This window comes from Nostoc sp. (assembly GCF_036917235.1).
Taxonomy (GTDB): Bacteria; Cyanobacteriota; Cyanobacteriia; order Cyanobacteriales; family Nostocaceae; genus Nostoc.
The window spans coordinates 110,907-134,234 of sequence record NZ_JBALDU010000021.1; the positions used below are offsets into that span (position 1 = coordinate 110,907).

General features: G+C 44.2%; 21 protein-coding genes and 1 pseudogene. 9 read left to right on the plus strand and 13 right to left on the minus strand.

Annotated features, from left to right (window positions below):
• Nucleotides 1-56: 56 nt before the first annotated feature.
• The gene (locus tag V7K44_RS06690) at nucleotides 57-2,720 is read left to right on the plus strand and encodes a CHAT domain-containing protein (protein WP_334929817.1); all 2,664 of its coding nucleotides are present in this window, start codon (nucleotides 57-59) and stop codon (nucleotides 2,718-2,720) included.
• 358 nt (nucleotides 2,721-3,078) lie between these two features.
• Nucleotides 3,079-3,645, plus strand: coding sequence for a Uma2 family endonuclease (locus tag V7K44_RS06695; protein WP_334929819.1), 567 nt, complete (start codon nucleotides 3,079-3,081; stop codon nucleotides 3,643-3,645).
• Nucleotides 3,646-3,755: 110 nt separating this feature from the next.
• Here the strand turns inward: V7K44_RS06695 and V7K44_RS06700 are convergent, their stop codons facing one another.
• The 6 genes from V7K44_RS06700 to V7K44_RS06725 all read right to left on the minus strand — a co-directional run bounded on the left by V7K44_RS06700 (nucleotide 3,756) and on the right by V7K44_RS06725 (nucleotide 10,288).
• Nucleotides 3,756-4,559 carry a methylglyoxal synthase gene (locus V7K44_RS06700; RefSeq protein ID WP_334929821.1) on the minus strand — a complete coding sequence of 268 codons (804 nt, stop codon included), beginning with the start codon at nucleotides 4,557-4,559 and terminating at the stop codon, nucleotides 3,756-3,758.
• A 376-nt stretch (nucleotides 4,560-4,935) separates the two neighbouring features.
• Nucleotides 4,936-5,682 (minus strand): urea ABC transporter ATP-binding protein UrtD, encoded by a 747-nt coding sequence (urtD, locus tag V7K44_RS06705; RefSeq protein ID WP_334929823.1) that lies wholly within the window; start codon nucleotides 5,680-5,682, stop codon nucleotides 4,936-4,938.
• On the minus strand, nucleotides 5,657-6,775 hold the full coding sequence (gene urtC / locus V7K44_RS06710; RefSeq protein WP_334929825.1) for an urea ABC transporter permease subunit UrtC: 1,119 nt from the start codon (nucleotides 6,773-6,775) through the stop codon (nucleotides 5,657-5,659). Before urtC ends, urtD begins: the two co-directional genes overlap by 26 nt.
• A gap of 36 nt (nucleotides 6,776-6,811) precedes the next feature.
• The gene (urtB, locus tag V7K44_RS06715) at nucleotides 6,812-7,972 is read right to left on the minus strand and encodes an urea ABC transporter permease subunit UrtB (RefSeq protein ID WP_334929827.1); all 1,161 of its coding nucleotides are present in this window, start codon (nucleotides 7,970-7,972) and stop codon (nucleotides 6,812-6,814) included.
• Between the two features lie 227 nt (nucleotides 7,973-8,199).
• Nucleotides 8,200-9,516, minus strand: a complete 1,317-nt coding sequence (gene urtA, locus V7K44_RS06720; protein WP_334929830.1) for an urea ABC transporter substrate-binding protein — start codon at nucleotides 9,514-9,516, stop codon at nucleotides 8,200-8,202.
• Between the two features lie 349 nt (nucleotides 9,517-9,865).
• On the minus strand, nucleotides 9,866-10,288 hold the full coding sequence (locus V7K44_RS06725; protein ID WP_334929832.1) for an ester cyclase: 423 nt from the start codon (nucleotides 10,286-10,288) through the stop codon (nucleotides 9,866-9,868).
• A gap of 190 nt (nucleotides 10,289-10,478) precedes the next feature.
• On the opposite strand from V7K44_RS06725, the pseudogene V7K44_RS06730 reads away from it, so the two are divergent.
• Nucleotides 10,479-10,613, plus strand: a pseudogene (locus V7K44_RS06730) (IS701 family transposase); the annotation flags it as partial.
• A 21-nt stretch (nucleotides 10,614-10,634) separates the two neighbouring features.
• On the opposite strand, the gene V7K44_RS06735 reads toward V7K44_RS06730, so the two are convergent.
• A complete protein-coding gene (locus tag V7K44_RS06735) occupies nucleotides 10,635-11,519 on the minus strand; it encodes a LysR family transcriptional regulator (RefSeq protein ID WP_334929834.1) in 885 nt (294 codons plus the stop codon).
• A 330-nt stretch (nucleotides 11,520-11,849) separates the two neighbouring features.
• Here V7K44_RS06735 and V7K44_RS06740 point away from each other — a divergent pair, with 330 nt between their 5' ends.
• From V7K44_RS06740 to V7K44_RS06765, 6 genes are all read left to right on the plus strand, one after another.
• Nucleotides 11,850-12,149, plus strand: coding sequence for a muconolactone Delta-isomerase family protein (locus tag V7K44_RS06740; protein ID WP_334929836.1), 300 nt, complete (start codon nucleotides 11,850-11,852; stop codon nucleotides 12,147-12,149).
• A gap of 59 nt (nucleotides 12,150-12,208) precedes the next feature.
• Nucleotides 12,209-12,832, plus strand: coding sequence for an NAD(P)-dependent oxidoreductase (locus V7K44_RS06745; protein WP_334929839.1), 624 nt, complete (start codon nucleotides 12,209-12,211; stop codon nucleotides 12,830-12,832).
• 255 nt (nucleotides 12,833-13,087) lie between these two features.
• On the plus strand, nucleotides 13,088-13,513 hold the full coding sequence (locus V7K44_RS06750; protein ID WP_334929841.1) for an SgcJ/EcaC family oxidoreductase: 426 nt from the start codon (nucleotides 13,088-13,090) through the stop codon (nucleotides 13,511-13,513).
• A gap of 37 nt (nucleotides 13,514-13,550) precedes the next feature.
• Nucleotides 13,551-13,853: a muconolactone Delta-isomerase family protein gene (locus V7K44_RS06755; RefSeq protein ID WP_334929843.1), complete on the plus strand. Its 303-nt coding sequence runs from the start codon at nucleotides 13,551-13,553 to the stop codon at nucleotides 13,851-13,853.
• A 170-nt stretch (nucleotides 13,854-14,023) separates the two neighbouring features.
• Nucleotides 14,024-15,025, plus strand: coding sequence for a hypothetical protein (locus V7K44_RS06760; RefSeq protein WP_334929845.1), 1,002 nt, complete (start codon nucleotides 14,024-14,026; stop codon nucleotides 15,023-15,025).
• A gap of 288 nt (nucleotides 15,026-15,313) precedes the next feature.
• Nucleotides 15,314-16,282 (plus strand): alpha/beta hydrolase, encoded by a 969-nt coding sequence (locus V7K44_RS06765; RefSeq protein WP_334929847.1) that lies wholly within the window; start codon nucleotides 15,314-15,316, stop codon nucleotides 16,280-16,282.
• Nucleotides 16,283-16,326: 44 nt separating this feature from the next.
• Here the strand turns inward: V7K44_RS06765 and V7K44_RS06770 are convergent, their stop codons facing one another.
• From V7K44_RS06770 to V7K44_RS06800, 6 genes are all read right to left on the minus strand, one after another.
• On the minus strand, nucleotides 16,327-17,466 hold the full coding sequence (locus V7K44_RS06770; protein WP_334929849.1) for an NAD(P)/FAD-dependent oxidoreductase: 1,140 nt from the start codon (nucleotides 17,464-17,466) through the stop codon (nucleotides 16,327-16,329).
• 285 nt (nucleotides 17,467-17,751) lie between these two features.
• Entirely contained in the window at nucleotides 17,752-20,745 is a 2,994-nt protein-coding gene (locus tag V7K44_RS06775; RefSeq protein WP_334929851.1) for a UPF0182 family protein, read from the minus strand.
• Nucleotides 20,746-21,101: 356 nt separating this feature from the next.
• On the minus strand, nucleotides 21,102-22,346 hold the full coding sequence (locus V7K44_RS06785) for a cytochrome P450 (protein ID WP_334929853.1): 1,245 nt from the start codon (nucleotides 22,344-22,346) through the stop codon (nucleotides 21,102-21,104).
• A 68-nt stretch (nucleotides 22,347-22,414) separates the two neighbouring features.
• A complete protein-coding gene (locus V7K44_RS06790) occupies nucleotides 22,415-22,543 on the minus strand; it encodes a hypothetical protein (RefSeq protein WP_334929855.1) in 129 nt (42 codons plus the stop codon).
• A gap of 97 nt (nucleotides 22,544-22,640) precedes the next feature.
• Complete coding sequence (locus tag V7K44_RS06795; protein ID WP_334929857.1) at nucleotides 22,641-23,036, minus strand: type II toxin-antitoxin system death-on-curing family toxin; 396 nt, start codon at nucleotides 23,034-23,036, stop codon at nucleotides 22,641-22,643.
• Nucleotides 23,033-23,257, minus strand: a complete 225-nt coding sequence (locus V7K44_RS06800) for an AbrB/MazE/SpoVT family DNA-binding domain-containing protein (protein WP_334929858.1) — start codon at nucleotides 23,255-23,257, stop codon at nucleotides 23,033-23,035. Before V7K44_RS06800 ends, V7K44_RS06795 begins: the two co-directional genes overlap by 4 nt.
• Nucleotides 23,258-23,328 lie beyond the last annotated feature (71 nt).

Genomic DNA, 23,328 nt, shown 5'->3' on the forward strand with positions numbered 1-23,328 from the left:
CTGCCATGTCTTGTGGTCAATAATTCGTTACTCCAAGATTTAAGGGAGGAATTCCGATGAAACCCAAGATTCATAAAAACAATCAGTGGCAACGGATATGTGACGGATTTAATATATGGTTGATTCATCTCTTTAAAATCCATAAGTTGCCTGTTTTCGTACTCTTGGTTGTGGTGACAGCTTTTTTGTGCGTTACTGCTTTTCCTGTTGCTGCAACTATAGAGACACAAAATATCGTAACTCTTGGAGTGTTAATCAAAAATCCTCCTGCACAAACACAAGACTTGCTACAACAGGGGAAAGTGCTGTATGAGGCAGGAAAATTTGCAGAAGCGGTTAAAGTTTTGCAACAAGCAGTTAAAAGTTTTGGCAGCCAAGGCAATGAATTGCAGCAAGCTGTGGCATTAAGTAATTTGGCGTTGGCATATCAAAAACTCGGTAATTTGCCACCAGCGCAACAGGCAATTACAGATAGCTTGAAGTTGCTCGAAAAATCCTCTCCTGCCCAAAATCTTCAGGTTTTGGCTCCAATTTTAGATATTCAAGGTAGTATTCAACTAGACTTGGGACAAGCTGAACAGGCACTTAACACCTGGCAACGTGCGGAAGCCAGCTATAAGCAATTAGGCGATCGCAATGGCATTATCCGCGATCGCATCAATCAAGCACAAGCATGGCAAGTTTTGGGATTTTACCGTCGGGGTTTGACAATCTTGACTCAATTGCAGCAGGAGTTACAATCAAAACCTAATTCAGTTAGTAAAGCAGTAGAATTACGGTCTTTTGGCAATGCTCTGCAATTAGCCGGAGATTTGAATCAATCTCGTCAGGTATTACAGCAAAGTTTGTCAATTGCCCAAAAATTGGATTCTCCCCAGGATGTGAGCGCGGCTTTATTCAGTTTAGGCAACACGGCACAAGTACAGCAAGATTTTAAGGGTGCAATACAGTTTTATCAGCAAGCTGCTGCGATCGCTCCTAACCCGATTAGCAAAGTTCAGGCTCAAGTTAATCAGTTGAACTTGCTAGTGAACACGGGACAAACAGCCGCCGTGCAGACATTATTGCCGCAAATCCAAACTCAACTGACACAACTACCTGCTTCTGTGACAACTATTTATGCGCAGATTAATCTAGCTCAAAGCTTGATGAAATTCGGAACTACACCCGAAGCGATCGCTCAAATCTGCGCGAGGGCCCTGCAACAAGCTCAAGATTTGGCAGATAAACGAGCCGAGAGCTTTGCTCTTGGGACTCTAGGCAGTGTATACGAACAAACTAAACAATGGTCAATAGCCCAGAACCTCACCCAACAGGCACTGAACATAGCCCAAACAATCAATGCCCCAGATATCGCTTATCGTTGGCATTGGCAGTTAGGACGCTTGTTAAAACAGCAAAAAGAGATTGAGGGCGCTATTGCCAGCTATGATACTGCGATCGGTGAGTTACAGACTCTCCGTAGTGACTTAGTAGTTGTGAATCGAGATGTCCAGTTTTCCTTTAAAGAAAGCGTAGAACCTGTATATCGAGAGTCCGTAGAATTATTGTTGCAGTTTCAGCAAACTCATCCCAGCGAACCAATCCTAGACAAAGCTAGACAGAGGATTGAAGCACTGCAACTAGCGGAATTAGACGACTTTTTTCGGGAAGCTTGCATTAATGCCAAAACTGTTTTGCTTGACACAGTGGTAGATAAAGATAATCCCACAGCCGCAATTATTTATCCAATTATTCTGCCCGATCAACTGCAAGTGATTGTCAAAATTCCTAAACAACCACTGCGTAATTATACAGTAAATAAGTCCCAAAATGAGGTAGAAGGTACTATAAAACAACTCAGAGAGTATCTATTAGAACCCGATCGGACTGAGGAAGTGCAAGCGTTATCACAGGAAGTCTATAGGTGGTTAATCAAAGAAATTGAGTCAGATTTAAAAGATAGTGGAGTCAAAACCCTTGTATTTGTACTGGATGGAATATTGCGAAATGTGCCAATGGCTATATTGTATGACGGTCAGCAATATCTGGTAGAAAAATACTCTGTAGCACTCAGCTTAGGACTCCAGTTACTCGCACTCAAACCCTTGACACAAACAAAACTCAATGTACTAGCTGCCGGGTTAGTGCAACCACCACAAGGCTTTAAACAGCGATTTCCACCATTACCAGAAATTAAATCAGAATTCAATTCTATTTCCCAAGCGATCGCCTCTACCACCCAGTTACTAGATCGAGACTTCAACAGCAAAAACCTAGAGAGTAAGGTAAATACTGTACCATTTAATGTCTTACATCTGGCAACTCACGGTCAATTTAGCTCCAATGTTGAGAATACTTTTATACTTGCAGATGATGGGCCAATCAACGTTACGCAATTTGATAGCCTGTTGCGCCGTCGAGATCAAACTCGCTCAGAAGCCTTGGAAATGCTGGTGTTAAGTGCTTGCCAAACCGCTACTGGTGACAATCGCGCCACGCTAGGGCTGGCAGGAGCATCCGTGAAAGCCGGTGCCCGTAGTACCTTGGCTTCACTATGGCATATCAGTGATAAATCTACTGCGATCTTAATTGGTGAATTTTACCGTGAGTTAGTTAAAAATCAGGTGACAAAGGGTGAAGCCTTGCGTCGTGCCCAAGTAAAGTTGTTAAAAGATTATCCCAATTACAGTCGTCCTGGTTACTGGGCACCTTATGTTTTAGTTGGTAACTGGCTTTGACAAATTCTTATCCACTGAATAATCAAGTTTTGATAATAGGATATAGGATAATCAGTAGGTAGGCATAATTAAATATAAAATAAACTCCTAGTTTGTAGTAAGCGATTTATCGATCAGAGCAAGGATTATAAGGACTTTAGTCCTTACTACAAACAAGAAATTTATTTATGCCTAGATATTTACGGTTCAGTTAAGGCTAAAAACTAAAACTGGCTTTGTTGGGTTTCGTTCCTCAACCCAACCTACTATTCTTCTTAACTAGAAGTATCTTAAAAGAGCAAATTTATGTCTCGTCAAAAACGTACATCCCGCGTTTTAGAAAAAGTGGTAGTCTGTATAGGGTAAGAAGGCAAAGCAAATGACTCAAAGGACGAAAACCCAAAAACTGCTGACCTTTGAGGAGTATCTTACCTATGACGATGGTACAGACACGCGCTATGAGTTGGTGGATGGAGAACTAGTCGAGATGCCGCCAGAAAGTCAGGAGAATAGCAATCTGGCAAGATTTCTATTTGTTGAACTACTAAAACATTTCGCATTTTATTTAGTTGCTCACAAGGATACAGAAATTGAGGTGGCGGGGCGACGGGCGAGATGTCGTTTACCTGACTTAATGGTTCACACAGAAGAATCTTATGCTGCCCTTATCGGTGCTACTCGTGCTACCCTCACCCGTGATATGCCGCTGCCTGTGCTAGTGATAGAAATTGTTTCTTCGGGAACAGCAAACAGTGTTCGTGATTATCGCTATAAGCGGACGGAGTATGCTGCTAGGGAAATATTAGAGTATTGGATTGTTGACCCACAGATACAACAAATTACAATTTGCCAGTGGGTGGAGGGACAGTATGAGGATAAGGTATTTACAGGTGCTACTTGTATGGAATCAGTAGTAATTGCTGATTGGACCCTAACAGTAGAGTAGGTGTTTAACAGCGCAAACCGACCATAATTACTAGGGAAATAGGAAATGCGATCGCGCAGCTTAACGTACCCCTACATCCCCCATAATTTGAAAATTCCCTAGCGACTTACTTACTTATTTTGTGCTAGGGCAGTAATTACTTGAGACTGCCCTAGTTTATACTTATTAACAATTGAATTTTCATCGGACTCTATTTGCCAATTAAGCCCCAATTCCTTGAGTGCCATAAGTAAACCAATTGCACTAGCTCGATTAGTAGCATAAGGAATTTGATGAACATCGCATAAACGCGTAAGTGCTTCAATATCTGCCGCGTGGGCATGGGAACTTAGCGGGTCTTTGAAAAAGAAAATTGCACTAATTCTATTCTCTGAAATCATACCTCCAATCGCCTGATCGCCTCCTAGTGGACCACTAGCAACGAGCCTTTCTACAGGTATCCCTAATCGCTGTTCCAAAGATTTTCCTGTACTTCCGGTTGTCACCAAGGGAACTTGTGAAAAGAAGTCATGTTGTTCTTCTACAAATTTCAGCAAAACACTCTTCATCTCATTGTGGGCAACTAGCGAAACAAAACGTGTACTTTCGTCTACAGGGATTGGATCTACTTTGTGATACGTGACCTTTTTTTTGGCAACCTGACTGATTTGAAGCATCTTATCCTCAAATTCTTTCAGGTCAATTTCACCATCACCAGATTCATCAAAATGGTCGAAAATTAATCTACTATCTTGTTCAGACCATGCTGATATGCCTAATGTTGACAAAAAGAGCATGAATTCATCGCATGTAATATGTCCATCCCCATTTTCGTCAGCAGCACTAAAAACTCTTTCGGGAGATAACCAACGACTTTCTAATAAATCATGAAGGCGTAAGAGAGACAGCTCTAGCTCTTTATTTTGGTTTGACATTGCAATGTTATACCTAAGATAACTATGTATTTTGAATGGCTTTACTTGTGACAAGTGAGACTAAATCAATAGCAAAAGTGCTATGTCTTTTATAAGGAGACATTTTCTTAGAATTATGGCGAAGATGCAAGGACAGTTAATACAGTTAAGAAAGTTAAGCAAACATTTAATAAATGCTTAATAATTAATTGGTTTTTAAACTCTTGAATTTTTTGAGTTGTCTGGGACTATCTTTGACCATCCTTGACAGGTTAGGAAAAAGTATATTTTGTCAATCAACTATTTAGATTCCAGTTTTGGGACAATGGAAGAATCTGTTATTTGGGAAAAAGATGAAGTTGTTGAGCGGGTATAAAAATGCGTATTGCTAATCGTTTCATTCTTCCTGTTTTCCCAAATATACTTCAATCACACGAGAGTCATTTTGCACTTCTTCAAAATTACCTTCACACAATACCGAACCTTCGTGTAATACTGTTACTTTCTTGGCAATTTGACGCACAAATTCCATATCATGTTCAATTACTAAAATTGAATGACTCTGCGCTAGTGCTAAAAGTAATTCGCCGATGTTGTATGTTTCTTCATCTGTTAAACCAGCAACAGGTTCATCAACAAGTAATAAATCTGGAGACTGTGCTACTAACATCCCAATTTCTAAACGTTGCTTTTCTCCGTGAGAAAGTAAAGCTGCTCTGATATCTGCCTTTGGCGTTAAACCAATAGTTTCTAATAATCCTTTAATATTATTTTTTTCAATAGCATTAGAATGTTCAAACAAAGTAGAAAAGACATTTTTCTTCTTGTTACTGGTAATTTCTAAATTTTCACGGGGTGTTAAGTTCAGGTAAATTCGGGGTGTTTGAAACTTGCGCCCAATTCCTAATCGGGCAATTTTATATTCAGGTAAAGAACGCAGATTTCTTCCTTTGAATAAAACTCGCCCCACCGTTGGCTGAACTTTCCCCGTAATCACATCCAGAAAGGTTGTCTTTCCCGCACCATTGGGGCCAATTACTACTCGTAATTCACCCACATCCATACTAAAGTTAAGCTGGTTTAAAGCCTTAAAACCGTCAAAACTAACAGTTACATTTTCAGTTTCCAATATTTTCGCGTTCATGTTGCACTTCCGGGTCTTCTTCCAAGGTGGGATATGTAGAAATTTCTTGACGGCGGTTGAAAACAGAAATATTCTGACTACGCAACCATCCCACGATGCCGTCGGGAAGGACTGTGACGACTATCAAAAATAATGCGCCTTGGAAAAATAGCCAGATTTCGGCAAATTGTTCGCTTAGAAAAGTGCGGGCATAATTTACTAACAAAGTTCCGACAATCGCCCCAATTAAAGTAGCGCGTCCGCCTACAGCTACCCAAATCACCATTTCAATGGAAAAGGCAATATCCATTGCTCTGGGTGATACTGAACCACTCTGAATGGTGTAGAATGCTCCTGCTATACCTGCGATCGCACCTGAAACTGCGAACACTAACACCTTAAAATCTGTAGGGTCATAGCCAGAAAATCTTACCCGACTTTCATCATCCCGAATCGCTATCAACAACCTCCCAAAGCGTCCAGTTGTCAACCAGCGACAAATTCCGTAGGTGATTGCGAGAAACACTACCGTCAGCGTATAGAAAATAAACTGTGTTTTGGCATCGCTGACCGTTGCGCCAAACAAAGTTGTAAAATCTATCAGTCCATTCGTACCGTTGAAAAATTGTTGTTGACCATTAAAGAAGTTGAAAAATACAATAGTTCCGGCTTGAGTCAAGATGGAAAAATAAACACCCTTGAGGCGATTTCGGAAAACTAAATATCCCAACAATCCCGCCAATAACCCTGGAATTAGTACCACCAAAGCTATTGTCAAAGGAAAAGAATAAAAAGGTTGCCAAAAGGCGGGAAGTTCAGTAACCCCATAAAGTCCCATGAAATCAGGCAATTCTCCAGTCGGGACTTGGAGTTTCAGGTACATTGCGATCGCATATCCACCCAAACCAAAGAAAATACCATGTCCCAAACTTAGTAAACCAGTATAACCCCAAATCAGATCGATACCCAAAGCTGCGATCGCCAGCGATAAAAATCGCCCCAACAAATTCAGGCGAAACTCCGACAGTACCAGTGGCATAATAATTATAAGGAAAAGTGCGATCGCGATCGCCACCCCCACCTCAATTAATAACCCTCCTCCCTTCTTCCTCATTCTTTCTTCGCGTCCTTTGCGTCTTTGCGGTTCGTTTTAAACATCAACAGTACGTCCCTTCTGCGGAAAAATCCCCCCAGGCTTCCACTGCAAAAACACAATAATTAGCGCAAACACCATCACCTTAGCCATACTTGTCGTGGCAAAAAAAGTAAACAAATCTGCCAAAGGTTTAACAGGAGTCAACAACAAAGCCAGAGTTCCAGAACCAATTAAAAAATTAGCTGTACCAATACCTAAAGCAGCCACAATCGTCCCGGCTAAATTGCCCACACCTCCAACGACAACCACCATAAAAGTATCAATAATATAGTTTTGTCCCGTATTTGGCCCTACAGAACCAAGCAAACTAATCGCACATCCAGCCACACCAGCTAAACCAGAACCAAGTGCAAAAGTAATCGCATCAACCTTTTGAGTTGGGATACCTAAACAAGCACTCATACTCCGATTTTGCGTCACAGCCCGAATTCTTAAACCCCAGCTAGAACGTTGTAAAAATAAGTAAATTCCTGCCACACAGATTATTGTTAAAGCAATAATAAATAATCTGGCAAAGGGCAATTGCACACCACCTAAAGATATCCCTGCTTGTAACCAACTCGGTGCTGTAACATCCACATTTTGAGCGCCAAACCAAGGTTGAGTTACTGCTAACTGATAAGTTTGACTCAATAAATTGCCTGTTGTAATTGTCACCCCCAGCGATAATAAAAATATCACCGCCACAATCCAGTTACGAACCCTTCCCAAATCTGTGCGAGAATTTAAAATCCATAAACCTCCAAAAAACAGCAGAGAAAATAAGCCGATACCAATTATCAATACCCAATTCACACTGCGAACAAACTGCTGAAAAATTAAACTTACCCCCCAAGTTGCCAATAGAGTTTCTAATGGGCGTCCATAGAGATAACGAATCACGCCTTTTTCTAGAATTAATCCCACACCAGCCGTGAATATAAACGCGATAATCAAAGCCAAAAATATATAGACTTCAAACCACACCCCACCCAATTGTTTGCAGACATTTTGCACAACATAAGTTGTATAAGCGCCGAACATCATCAATTCACCATGCGCCATGTTTATAACGCCCATCAATCCAAATATAATGGCTAGTCCCAACGCGGCAATCAATAATACAGCGCCAATACTAATACCATTAAATACAGCTTCTAAGAATCCTGCTAACACTTATTTCTCCACATACTAATTCGTAATTAGGTATAAACTGTGTTACAGCGCAAGTCACTAAACATAGTGACAATAAACATTTTTGTCGTAACGCACCGAGATAAATGGTGCGTTGCACTTCGCCATAACACACCATACAAAGTTAAGATTGACTAATTCGTAATTGGTAATTAATTACGAATTACGTTAGCGTAGCGGGGCGAAGCCCATTACAAATTACGAATTATTTAGGTTTTCTTGTACTTACCACCCTTAGCAGGGTCACTCCAATCACAAGCAAATCCTTTAGTTTCTTTCACAAATTGATTCCAAGGAACTGGCTCAACTGCTGTTGGAGTAGCATAGACAATATCAAATAAACCATCTTGTCTAACTTGACCAATCCGCACAATTTTGGATATGTGATGATTGGCATCCATTGTCACTTTACCTTCAGGCGCATCTAGAGTTTGACCATAAGCCGCAGCACTTACCTTAGCTATATCTGTAGTACCAGCTTTTTGGACTGCTTGTTTCCACAAATAAACTGCAATGTATGCTGCTTCCATTGGGTCATTTGTCACCCGATTTTCACCGTATTCTTTTTTGAAAGCTGCTACAAACTTCTTATTAGCAGGTGTGTCTACTGTTTGGAAATAGTTCCAAGCTGCATAATGACCTTTGAGATACTCTACACCAATTGCTTTAACTTCTTCTTCGGCAATACTTACAGACATAGAGGGATATTTATCTGGTGTCAATCCAGCCCCTTTCAATTGTTTGAAGAAAGCAACATTACTATCACCATTTAAGGTGTTGTAAATCACGCCACCATTAGGCAAAGCTTGCTTTATTTTAGTGATAATTGGTGTAACTTCTGTGTTACCAAGAGGTAAATAATCTTCACCAACTGTTTTTCCGCCTAAAGCTTCTAGTTGAGCTTTAATGATGGTATTAGCTGTTCGGGGAAAAACGTAGTCAGAGCCAACTAAGAAGAATTCTTTGCCCTTATTTTTTAACAGCCAATCAACAGATGGTTCAATTTGTTGATTTGGCGCCGCGCCAGTGTAGAAAATATTTTTAGAACACTCTTGACCTTCGTATTGCACAGGATACCAGAGCATGTGATTTTTGCTCTCGAATACTGGCTTAACATTCTTGCGGCTAGCAGAAGTCCAACAACCAAAGACTACAGCTACTTTATCTTGGTCAATTAGCTTAGTTGCCTTTTCTCTAAAAGTATCCCAGTTAGAAGCACCATCTTCAGTAATTGCTTCAATTTGTTTACCTAAGACACCACCAGCAGCGTTAATTTCTTTGATTGCTAATTTTTCAGCATCGACAACGCTTTTTTCACTAATAGACATCGTACCACTCAGAGAGTGCAAAATACCTACTTTGATGGTGCCACCAGCAGTAGCCGCCGCTGGGGAAGCAGCTGGAGGCGCGGCTGGACTTTCTGTAGCAGTTGGAGGATTATTCGCGCAAGCCTTCAAAAAAAAGCTGCTTCCAAAAGTTAAAGAACCGTAGATTATAAACTTGCGTCGGTTAAATTGTCTTCTCATCTTTTTATGAATTTTCCTCTTGATGAATCAGCTAACTGATTGGAAGCTGACAATATCAATCTTTAAAGTGTGATATTAGTGCGATAGTTTACTAGTAAAAAGTGACGCCTTATACAAAAAAGTTTGTTTTCGTAATAAAAAACAAACTTTTTAATATTAAAGTTTGTTAACTTTATAAAGATTCTCATATCTATGCAATACGTTATGGAGAAGAAAAATTTTTCTCATCCACGAACATCTGATATTGTAAAATGTTAAAAACAGTTATATTTTTTCAAAATCTAGTCGGCGCTGAACAGATAGCTGGTTAATACAACAATAGTTTTAAATATTAAGTCAGGTCATGCTACTACTCAGATATTCCTGGCTCAATCCGTGCTCCAAGTTGAAGAACCCGTCCAAGATCGTCAGCGTTTCGCCAGGTTTCGACGATCTTACCATCAACAATATAATGAATGAACGTAGCGGTGAATGTCTGCTGACGACCGCGACCAGGTATGCCAAGAAAACTCTCTTGGATGCAGGTATTAGTCGCACGCACAACAACTTTATCACCTTCAGCGATTACGTCTTCAATTGTCCATTTCTGATCGATAGGGCCAAATGAACCAAAGAGTTTACGTACCCCTTCAGGACCAAGGGGAAGTCCTGGTAAACCACCATGCATTTTCCAAGTGGGCGCAGTTATCTGGCAAATATCTTCAATCTTATGCTCGCTAATAAATTCAAACCACTGTTGAGCAATTATTTTATTGTCCTCAATGGAAGACATTGCTGTTGTTCCTTTACTGAAAATTAGGCGAACTCTAATTATTTATTTAGACAGACAAGATGCACAATTGTCAATTAACCAAGTATGAGATTGAATTAAAATCAGCGCACCACATATCCCTCTCCTGTCACTTTCCGAATATTATAAATAAAAGAATCAAAAGATGAAACTCTACAAGGTAAGTAGGGCAATGGATGTAGAATTACAAATCCTGAGACATTTGGCAAGAGATGCCTACCCAACAGTTGCGCTCGTAGATGGATATTGTGCAGAGTATAAAGACTTATTCAAAGAAGTAAGAAATTATGATTTTAATTTTCTGTATAGTTTATTTTCTGGAAGTCCCTTAGCGCATCTTTTGCTCAAGGAACTCTAGAAAGACCTTGACTTTCGTGGGAATATATTTTCGGCTAGGATAAAGTGCGTTAATTGGGACTGGAGCCAGTGACCATTGAGGCAAGACGTTTACTATATCCCCACCCTGTAACTCCTGCTGAAACAGAAATTCCGGCAGCAGCCCAATTCCTACTCCAGCAACGATTGCTTGATAAATGGGGGCAACGTCATTGCTGAGTAGTCGTGGACGAAAGGAGAGCGTTACTGTTTCCTGCTGTTCATTGTGCAATGTCCAGGTCACATTGTTCTGACGATGAGCCATACAAAGCAGCGCATGACTGGTCAAATCAGCAATTGCTGTTGGTTCGCCAGCGGTTTTGAGATAGGTCGCGCTGGCAAAGAGTTTCATGCGATCTGTGCTAATCCGCCGCACGATCAGGGATGAATCGTGCAATTCCCCAATCCGAATCGCTAGATCATACCCTTCTTTCACAATATCTTTGTATTCAGTCGTGGCATGGAGAATCACTTGAATATCGGGGTAGGTCAGCAGAAACTCCGGCAAATTGGGTGCGAGAAAAGACTGCACAAACAACACGGTGGCTGTCACTCGCATAATACCCTGCGGATGCTCCTGTAAGCTAGCGATCGCATCATCACCGTCATGTAACGCATCGAGAATGGGTAAACAGTTTTCGTAATACAGCCGTCCTTCTTCAGTTAGAGAAACCCGCCGCGTGGTGCGATGAAATAATCGGACTTTTAGCCGTTGCTCGAGCTCATTGACCTTCACACTGACGGTAGATTTAGGCAAGTCCAGCGATCGTGCTGCTGCGACAAATCCTCCTAGTTCCGCGACTTTGAGAAATACTAAAACAGCATTCAAATCGTCCATAACCTGCACTCACTGCGATGAGAGTATCTGCACTCTGCTATTGTCCAATATTACAAACAATCAATTCATAAAAACCCCCTTTATCTATACAGGTTGATTAATCATACTAAAAGATGTCAAGTACAGAGAAAACTTTAAATCGAAGCGATCGCACGTTATGAAATCAAGCCTTGAATGAAAAATACTACGGTGGGTTCACATTGTTTTGAGCATCCCAGCGGACACTCAGTCGCCACCGAAATGAAAGCCCGTTTGAAAAACACCTTCCGTGTTACCCTTTGGACCTCCGATTCGATCGGAGTTTACAAGCAAGCTAAATAGAGGTTTTATATGCAATATCTTGTTATCTTCACGCCCAAACAGAAATTCGGAAGCGATGAAATGCCCTCTGACTTCCCGCAACTGTTACTTGAGGAAGAGGCGCGAGCGAAACATCTCTACATGCAGGGACTTCTGCGGCAATCGTGGGTGCTGGGCAAGAGGGATCATGGCGCAGCCGTTCTCTTTGAAGCGGAGTCACCGAAGCATATGCAAGAGATAATCGACAGCTTTCCACTGATCGAGGCTGACTACTCTAACACCCAGGTCTTCCCTCTCGCCCCAGATCCTGCATTTGCAGAGAAGTCTTGATCGAGACCGCATTTCTATGACCGAAAAATCCACTAAGCGTTACATAGGAGAGTTAAAACATGAAAGTCTTAGTCATAGGAGCCGCTGGCAAGACCGGTAGAGCTGTAGTCGAACAGGCTGTGGTCGCTGGTCATCAGGTCACGGCCTTCGTTCACAAAGCTGACGAATACGAGGTCTCGAACGTTCGCATCATCGAAGGTGACGCCACCGACAGTACCACGATGGACGCAGCAGTCCTTGGTCAAGACGCTGTTCTTGACACGATTGGCGGCAAAAAGCCTTACAAGGCAACTACGCTCGAATCGAGCGCCGCCAACACAATCATCGCTTCCATGCAGCGAAACGGTGTGCGCCGTCTGGTGGTAACTTCGATGATTGGCGAAGGGGAGAGTGAAGCGAATGCCACTCTGTATGAGCGTTTACTGATTGCGACCTTTTTGCGCGGCGCGGACAAGGACAAAGCGGCAATGGAGTCTGCTGTCAAGTCGAGCGGTCTGGAGTGGGCGATTCTTCGCCCAACCATCCTCAGCGACGACCCCGCCAAGGGGAACGTTCGAGTCTTCGATCCCGAAACGGGTGAGAAGGCGCATAAGATTACCCGTGCCGACTTGGCTGACTTCATGCTTGCCCAGCTTGACAGTAACGAATACCTTCATCAAGCCGTGACGATCGCAAATAGCTAAGAACTCTTCGGCTTACGCTCTCTTTTTGGGGCCGGCAGCGTGTTTGTTGAGTATCCAGGACAGTTCTGGACAAACAGATGGAAATTAAAGAGTTGAGGCAACACAACCCTTCGTAATGCCCGTTCACTAGAGCCGATGGCGACGATTTGGGTACAGTTCGCTGGTGTTACAAGGCTATTTCCCCAGGTGGCACTCAAGGTGCTGCGCTCCTAAGCGGTAGTTCTTGAATACAAATCATTAGTGAGAACAATCATTATGTCTACAACAGAAACCAGTGCAAAGGATGAAGCGGTAATCAAAGCAATGATGACAACGTTTGCCGAGGCGTGGAACGCTAAAGATGCGGAGCACTTGGCGACGTTGTTTGCCGAGGATGGCGATTTCGTGGACGTCATAGGTCGTTGGTTTAAAGGGCGAACCGAGATCAAACAAGCACACGCGCAGGCGTTGGCGTCGTTCTTAAGCGATAGCCAGATGACTATTACTGACACCCAAATTAAATTCCTCACCCCGAATGTGGCAGTCGCACATACCACTTGGAAAACTACTGGACAGAAGAGTCCTGATGAAGTACATCGAATAGAAAATACAGGTGTCTGGACAGCCGTAACAACCCGCAAGGAGAACACCTGGCAGATTACCGCTTTCCACAACACAGGGACTGTGCCAATTTCTGAATGAAGTTTTTACAACCAAGTAAGCTAAATAGAGGTTTTATATGCAATATCTTGTTATCTTCACACCCAAACAGAAATTCGAGACTGATGGAATGCCCTCTGACTTCCAGGAACGGGAACTCGAAGAGCAGGCGCAAGCGCAAGTCCTTTACGCACAGGGAGGTCTGCGTCAAGTGTGGGCACTGGACACGAAAAATCGCGGCGCAGCCGTTCTCTTTGAAGCGGAGTCACCGGAGCATCTGCAAAAGATGATCGACACCTTTCCGCTGATCAAGGTTGATTACGCTGACTACCAGATTTTGCCGCTCGCGCCGTATCCAGCATTTGCGAAGAAGTCCGTCTAATCGCACCGCCGGAAGCAGTGCGCTCCAGCGAACGGAGGCTGGCGCTTGGGCTTTCTCTGCTTGTCGGCTCTTGTGTTGCCAGTCGCCGTCTCAGAGCCTCGGTTTGGGCGGCTGCGGGCCAGGGCAAACGCACCACACTTAAACAGAATTGTTCGAGACGAAACAATAGCATGAATGATACGAAACTTGAAATTGCCTTCGGGGAATACGACCGGACTCGCATTTTGGCGGATGGCACTGTCAAAATTGATGGAGTGGATGCCATTTTTCACAGCAACCCCATCGTCACCGAAGTTTTTGAAGGCATGATCCGAAAGCGTGCCTTTGACGTGTCAGAACTTGGAATGACGTATTTTCTACGTACGATGGATTTTGAAGAACCGCCTTTCATCGCCATTCCTGTATTCCTGAATCGCTGTTTCCGGCACTCGGCGATTTACATCAACAAGGCGAGCGGCATCAAAACACCGAATGATCTTGTGGGCAAAACCATCGGCGAGTTTGCGGTCTACGGTCACGACGCGGGTGTGTGGTCCAAGGGGATATTGTCGGACGACTATGGCGTGACGCCCGACCAGTGCCGTTGGATCGTTGGCACGCTTGACTGGCCCTTGAAGCCGGTTGACTTCATTCCGCACCCGCACCCTGCGAACGTTGAAGTTGAACAGGCTCCCGAAGAAACGGATTTGGGAGAAATGCTCAAAGAGGGAGAAATTGATGCGCTGATTGCTGCGGATGTACCCAAGTGCGTGCTGGAAAAGTCGCCGAAGGTCGCCCATCTGTTTGAAGACTATGAGGCGATCGAGCGTGCCTATTACCAGCGCACGGGTATTTTTCCAATCATGCACGTGGTCGTCGTTCGCAAGGAACTGGCCTCGGAGCGGCCCGAAATTGTGAAGGCAGTTTACAAAGGCTTCTGCGATGCTAAAGATGCCGTCCGGGAGCAGTATAAAAAGGGCATGATTTTCAACAACATGGCGACCATGATGCCTTGGTTCAGCAAACTTGTGGACGAGGATCGCACCTTGCTGGGTGACGACTGGTGGCCCTACGGCCTGGAGGCGAACCGCAAGGCTGTTGACACTTTCCTGCGATATCATTTTGAGCAGGGCTTGTCAAAGCGGCGGCTCACTTGCGAGGACATTTTCGTACCCGAGCTTCTCGGGACATGACGCTGGTGATGATCTCAAGAAAATCAGAAGCATCACTTCACTAACTATTAGCCGATCTCTGGGGGTGTGGGGGTGGGGCAATCAAAGTTCTGCGTTCCCTCGCGAATCCCCCGCCTAACGACGCGCTCTAGCGAACAGAGGCTAGCGGTGAGCTTTCTCGCGTATTACCACGCTTGACGCCAGCCTCTGTCACTGAGCTTGGGTTCGTTAGCCCGTCTTTACTGGCAACTTAGCACAAACTGCCAAGCGGTGCCCGAACGAATTGTTACCAAGCAATGGAGAAAAAAGATGCAGTCCAACAATGAGAAGCTTGAACACAGCAATGCTTATGCAGCCGAGATCCACCATCCGCTTGCCGAAAAGGATGGTGAAGCCATCGCTGCGATGCGGACGGAGGTTCCTCCCTCCAAAGGCAAGCTGAGTGGATCGGCTGCTCGCGGTGCCTTCGACGAAATCCAGGAGAAAACCCCGGACGCGCCGGGTGTAAGCTACGAACAAGGTGTAGTCGGGGGTGTCGCAGGCGTTTGGTGCCACCCGCAGAACTCACATCCGGGCGTCGCTATCCTTCATCTTCACGGAGGAGCCTATGTGCTAGGTTCGGCGCACGCGTATCGGCATCTCGCCGGTCAGGTTGCCGCGCACACGAGCGCATCCGCGTTCGTCGCAGACTACAGGCTCGCGCCGGAACACCCCTTCCCAGCCGCCTTGGACGATGCGAAGGCGGCTTACCGCGGACTCGTCGAACAGGGTGCTCAGAAAATCGCGATCGTCGGAGACTCAGCCGGTGGCGGTCTTGCTCTCGTCCTGTTGTCAGTCGCACAATCCGATGCTCTTGCACGCGGTGGCGTCGCCCCATCCGCTGCCGTTGTAATGTCACCCTGGACGGATCTGGCCTTGACAGGACTGAGTTTACAGGATCGTGCAGACGACGATCCACTGTTGACGAGGGAGGTGCTGTCAATGGCTGGCGCGAGCTATCTGCAAGGGCACGATCCACACGATCCGCTGGTCTCGCCGCTTTACAGCAGCTTCACTGGCCTGCCCCCGATTCAAATTCACGTCGGAACGAGCGAGGTGCTTCTCGATGACACGCGCCGCTATGCCAAGCGTGCCCATGCCGAGGGGGTTGATGTGACGGTTCATGTGTGGGAGGGAATGACGCACGTCTTTCCGGGGAACGTCGGAACGCTGAATGCAGCGGAGGCGGCTTTGGGCATGATAGCTGCCTTCCTGAAGGGTAAGCTAGGTACCTGCTGAACAAGCACCACATAGTGGAGACGGGTTAATGACTGGAGTTTAGACTAGATTAGTATTTTTGTAATAATTTCATCTTCCTGACTAGTTGCAAAATTAGCAAAGCGCTTCGCCAAAGGTGGTATAAGTACTAAGGGATTACTAAACCCAGAGAAAATATGAACGCCTTCCAATCCTGGAATAGCACCAATCAAGGGAAGTTGATTGCTACTAAATGCTACTAAGCAGTGATACCAAGTCCCTGGTAAATTACCCAATGCTGGCAAAACTTGACCAACACTTCTTCGCAACCATTTTTCGCTTACGTCTGAGTTTACCTTGGCATGAGGATCTGCGATCGCACGGCTAATTTGACCAATGCGGATACTACCATCTTGAAACTGAATTGCACCCACATCTAAAATCGGTGGTACTAACTCATTACCAAGTTCATCCCATAATTCATCAACTTGAGTAGATTCAGCTTCTAGTTGAAACCGTTGCTGATTCGCTGGCATAACTAAGGTGCGTAACTTGACATCAACGGCTGGGGTTTCAATAATTTCTGCGTGGGTAAAATACAGCTTGATGGAAACACCAGCAGACTTGAGAAGCTGGCGGCTGAGTCCACCCGCGCAAACGACAACGTTAGCGCTGTGGAAAGTTGCAGTGGTGGTTTTTACACCATGTTGCAATACTTGCAATACTTCGGTAATCTGCATTTCACCCCCAGCCCGTTCAAAAGCTTGGATGTAAGCAAGTGATGTTTTTTCTGGATGAATATGACCGTGTTTGACAGTTAACGCACCAGATATCGCCTCTCGATTTAGCTGCGGTTCCAACTCACAAGCTTCTTGAATACTGAGTAAACGGGGTGTAATGGCACAATCATTATATGATGCCGCAGTTGTTTCTGGGTCGCTATGGGCTGAAATAGTCAGTAATAAATCTAATTCCCGAAATTGGATATCAGCGTCTAACTCTTGAGATAAGATATGGTAACGTGCGATCGCTTCTTTGCACAATAGCCGAGTTAGTGGTGTAGTACCCGACCAATAGGCAAGCCCACCATAACTATAGCGAGTTGCATTCTCTGGTCTACTGTATTGCTCCAACAAAAGTACAGAAAACCCACTTTTAACCAGTTCATAAGCGAGTGCAGCACCCGTAATTCCGCCGCCAACCACAATCCAGTCGTAGGTTTTCATATTAAATGTCTTTCTTAATTACGTTAGCGTAGCGGTAGCGAGTCCGCGTTCGCTTTTAGCGTCTGTCTTCGACACGCTGCGCGAACGTAGAGAGCGTCATTACGAATTACCATAAGTTGCTTGTAAACGGCTTAAAAGATATTCTCCCGCCAGGATAGGGGGATAAATAGGCGATCGCCCGGCGCTATGGCTGCTACACTATGTTCAATTACTGCTATTAGTTCCTTAGCATTCAAAGTTAATAAAGTCAAGCTATTGTTACCAATGAAGTCCTTGCGCCCCTACTTAACCTGGTGGGACTGCTTCTTCAAAGGGACGGATAATCGCCGGGGCTGGTGTAACTTCTGGTTTAAAGATTCCCTGCAATGCTTGTTCTAAGGTTTGTGCCATGACAATCCGGTTTTCGTAAGCAACTACTACCCGTACCAAAGTTGGCAGACTATTCTGTGTGGCTTCTAGATAGATTGGCTCGACATACAGCAGTGATTGCTCAATGGGAATTACTAGTAGATTGCCTTGAATCGCTCTCGAACCCTGGCGATTCCATAAGGAAATTTGCTGAGAAATTACTGGATCTTGGTTAATCCGCGCCTCGATTTGCTCTGTTCCGTAAATCAGGCGTTCTTTAGGAAAGACATATAGCACCAGCTTACCGTAGTTTTTGCCATCCGATCGCGCCGCTAACCAAGCGATTAAATTAGTCCGCTGTCTGGGAGTATAGGGTAAAAACAGAAGAAATTCTTCAGAGTCTACGGTGGGTAAACTAGTAATCAAATAATATGGCTCTACCGGACGGGGTTCACTGCCATAGATTTCATTAGGAATCTGCCACTGGTCTTCCCGGTTGTAAAATACTTGGGCGTCGGTCATGTGGTAGGTCATCAACCGCTCAGATTGAATTTTGAAGAAGTCCACTGGATACCGGATATGACTGCGGAGAGTCACTGGCATAGTACTGAGCGGTTTGAAGGTGTTGGGAAATATCCTTGACCAAGTGGCAATGATTGGATCGTTGGGATCGGCAATATAAAAATTAACGCTGCCGTTGTAAGCATCAATCACTACCTTGATCGAGTTACGAATGTAGTTGATCCCATCGCTACCAGTGTCTGAGTAAGGATAGCGATCGCTCGTTGTGTAGGCATCAACAATCCAGTAAAGATAACTGGGATTACTGGGGAAATCTTGATTAGCGTTAGTAGCAACTAAATAGGGGTCGCTGTCAAATTTTAGGAAGGGTGCGATCGCTTGAATTCTTTCCTTGACATTTCGCCGCAATAGCACCCTTGTCTCTGGCAAAAAGTCCCGCGTCAGCACCATCTGCCAATCTTTCAAATACGTGGCAAATAGCCAGCGTCGCCATGCTGAACCGATTTCAACACCACCCAGACCATCGTAAGAGTTGTAAACATTGTCACTACCGCTAGGATAGTCTAACTCTCTAACTCTTGTGCCAGTCATTACATAGGCATTGGCGATTTCACCGTAATAAATTCGTGGTTGCCCAATCGGAATACTTTCACGAATGGCTTTACTAGAAGTTGTCAGAGCGCTACTATCACCGCTAATATCTTTGACAAAATATTCTGGTAGACCACCCGCCCCAACTGTATTAACTGGACTAACAGTAAACCCAAAACCGTGGGTATAAATTAAATGGCGGTTAACCCATGTTTGAGCTTCCTGTGGTACGCCAGTATAGTCTAATTCCCGTGCGGCAATCAGTACCTGCCGCCGTTCTGTTGATTCAACTGCTTCCTGCTTAGGTTCTGGTAGCTTTCGTGGGGTAGAGGGTCGGCGTGAAGTTGCATCTGTTTTCAGAGTATATCGATCGATATCGGCATCGGGGAAGCGATAATATGGTCGAATTTGTTGCAGTTGACGGTTAGTTTCTAAGAGTGGTCGTTCATCCCATAGGCGAATATTGCGAATTGTCGAGTCGTTCTTTTGGATGTCAGCTTCAGTCAGTGTTCCTTGCGGGTTGAAGGTTCTAACATCGATCGCCTCTAAATCGAATGCTTGACGAGTTAAGGCAATAGTCCGCTGAATGTAGGGTTGCTCTCGTTGCAACTCATTAGGTTGAACAATTAAATATTGCACCACAGTAGGTAAAACAACATTAGCAGCTACAACTAATACTAAATAAACCCCTAACCCGTAAAAGACAAAGCGACGATACCGAGATTTGGGTTTCCAGAAAAACGTTCGCCAAAGGAGGTAAAAGGCGATCGCTACTGCCACAATGCACAAAACGGTATAAGCTGGCAACTGGGCTGTCACATCGGTATAGCTAGCACCATAACTCACTCCCCGGCTAGAATACACGAGTTCGTAGCGACTCAGCCCATAACTCAAAGCCACTACCAGCATCAACAAGCCACCCATACCGAATAAATGACGCTGCTGCTGGGGCGAAAAACCAGGGAAAATTCCTTGACTCAAACTATCCCCCGACAAGAGATAAGTGAGAGTAACGGCGACGAAGCCATACAAACATAATCCCATCAGCCAGAGTTCTAGCAGTTCCCAAAAGGGTAAGGAAAATACGTAAAAGCTGATATCTCGACCAAATAAAGGCTCAGTGCTGTTGAAAAGGGTAGGGTGCAAATATTGCAGCACCTTGGGCCAGTGTCGGAATATGATGAAGGCAAAAATGGGACTAGAGAGAATTGCGATCGCAGTGAGTAAAAATTGGGGATAGATTAAGATGGCGATCGCTACTCCCCCAATTAAACCGAGATACCAGACTTGAGAGACAATCTGCCTCAAAAGTTGCCAGATTGTCTCCGGTCGAAATAGAGCGGGAATGGGTAGAATAGCCTGATTAACTGGAGAATGCCAATAGAAAAGAGCAATTTGACCATAGTGAGCCAGCATTAACCCAATCAATATAGCGGTTATCAGAGTTAAGGGTAATAACCAGTGCAATTTTAATGCTTGAAAGGTTTGTGGCGCAAGTATCTGGGTTTCGTTGCGTCTTGGATAATTAGGACTGAGAAAATTTGTTAATTCACTATTGAGTTCTGCTTGCTCAATCTTTAGAGACTGGGAATATTTTAGCCGTTGTGCTAAAGCCAGGTTTAACAGTAGATAGGCAGCAGTTATTCCAGCCACGACTACCCACAAAATACCACGAGTCAGCAGCCTCAACAAAAATACTTGCAGATAGCCGACTTCCCGAAACCAAAAAATTTCTGCTCCCAGACGGGAACCCAGATCCAGAAGTAGCCACAGCCCCAAAAATCCGATTAATAGCCTAAAGCCCCATTTCCAATACATTGATATGTAATTTAAGAAGAACGCCAATTCTCTATTTGCAAGCTGCTTACTCTTTGAAATTCTCGAATATTAGATGTTACAACAATATGATTGTGAGTTAGTACTGTTGCTGCGATCAATACATCATAAGAACCGATAGGAGTACCCGCTGTTATGAACTATCCCACAGTTGGCTTGACTTCGTGACGCTCCGCGAACGCCTGAACTGCGGGTTTCTACATCCCTCAGTTCATTACATACCTTATGGTTTTTCAGCTAGTTCGATTTTGCCGTTTTTATAAATTCCTTCAATGGTTCGTAGCATTGTTTTTACCTCCTATCGAAATTCTAGTAGTATTTATTACCGAACTGGTGGTTCATGATGCCTTATCAAACTCAATATAGAGGTGCTTCAGTGTCCGCATGAGTACGTTCGGTAAATATTGGTATCCTTCTTGTGCCAAGCGAATGTCCTTCAACCGTAGCAGCAAACGCTGATATGCGATCTGCATTTCCTTACGAGCAAGCATAGCGCCCAAACAAAAATGAATCCCATGACCAAAAGATAGGTGGTTGCTGGCATTCTGGCGGCGCACATCGAAACGCTCACCCTCAATAAATTTTAGCGAGTCGCGGTTAGCAGCATCGAAGCGGAGCATCACTAAAGACCCAGCTTTGAGATCAACGTCTTGGAGCTTTGTATCTTCCGTCACAACTCGCCACATTCCTGCTGTCGGACTTTGCATTCGTAAAACTTCTTCAACAAAGTTCTCTACCAGAGAAATATCTGTTTGTACCAACTTCGTCTGCTCTTTGTTGTTTGTCAGCAACAACATCCCACCTGCGATCGCACTGGTGACAGTCTCATTTCCTGCCACTAATATTTGCTGAATTATACTCAGCAGTTCAGCAGTGTCAAGCGATCGCTCTCCATCCACTTTTGCTTGTACCAAGTCAGTGATCAAATCATCTTGAGGCTGTTTTTGGCGTGACTCTATGACATCATGAAAATAATGCTGGAAAGCGACAACATCTTTAGCACACTCGATCTCCTGCTCTCTAGAAAGTAAGTTACCTAAACGTGCAATAAAAGAATCAGACCATTGCTTGAACTTTGGCAAATCTGCTTGCGGCACACCTAACTGTTGAGCAATAACTTTGAGCGGTAAGGGTACAGCAAACTCACTGACGAATTCACACTTGCCGCGATCGATAAAGCTGTCAATCAGTTCATCAACAATCTGCTCAATCAAGTCACGCATTTTGTTGATACGCGATGAAGTGAATGCCTTATTCACCAGCGAGCGAAATCGCTCATGTTCTGGTGGATCTGCTGTCAGTAAGGTGTTCATCTGAGGCCAACCTTGAGCAGCAATTTTCTGCAACTCCCCATCATGTTGTTCTTTGCCAGCTAGTAAAGTCGAGAAATTGCTAGAGAATACTCTTGTATCCTTAAGAATTTCGATCGCTAAGTCATAGCGAGTAACGAGAAAGAGTTTTGCTTCTGTTGTGGGACTTGGTAGCTCCATAATTGGTGCTTGCTCCTGTGCCAGCTTGTAGAATTCATAAGGGCACACAAGCACTTCTGGATCGAAGAAGTTGTAGTCTGACAGATGCTTCATGCTTCTAATGGTGGTCAGTGATGGTTTGCTTTGACTCAAAATGAATCAACATCATCTTAACAAGTTACTCACCGTCGGCTCATTGGCGATCGCAGTTTAGGTGCAACGAAAACTGCAACGGTCATCAATGCAAATTCTGATGCAGTCGTAGCGCGATGCCTGCGGCGGGCGCAGCGATCGCAACTCCTAACTTCCAACTCCTAACTTCCACCAACTAGCTGGTGAAGTTGTAAATTGAAGTCGGAAGTTACTGCAACGCTTTCTCGCAGCTAAGAGCCATCTTAGATCGATCGCCTATTCATGTTGAACACAATTTTTTTGAAGCCATTCGGCTATTGATTCTTGAGTTTCTTTACCAGTTGCAAGTCGTTCCATCATTAAGACAACTTCCGTCTCTGGAATATTCAGTGAATATCCATTTAATTCAAGAAAGGTAGCCATCGTTACGAAAGCTACCCGTTTATTACCGTCCACAAATGCATGGTTTTTAGCAAACCCATAGCCATAAGCAGCAGCTAAATCAACTATCGTGGGTGTTGGCTCACCAAAGATGAGCAAATTCTTCGGTCTATCTAAACTAGCTAAAAACAAATTGTTATCTCTTATACCAGTAAGACCGCCGTGCTGTGCTAATTGGTCTTCATGCATAGCTCTAACAATTGTTTCATCTAGCCAGAAAGGCTCGTTCACTTCGCTAACTCATGAAGTGCATTCCTGTATTTAGTACTCACTTTTCTGTAAGCTTCCATCGCCTTTTCAAAATCAGGGTTACAGGCACTTAGGTGAACACCAGAGGGAGTTTCAGTGACAAACACGTTGTCCCCTTCTTTAACTCTAAGTTTTTGTAGAGCTTCTTTAGGTAGTGTTACACCCAAGGAGTTTCCAACTCTACGAATTTTTAAGGTGTACATAAATCAATAGGCTCTTTAAAGGAGTAATACTTTTGTAATAACACATTTTTGTAAACAGTTTACAGAAATTT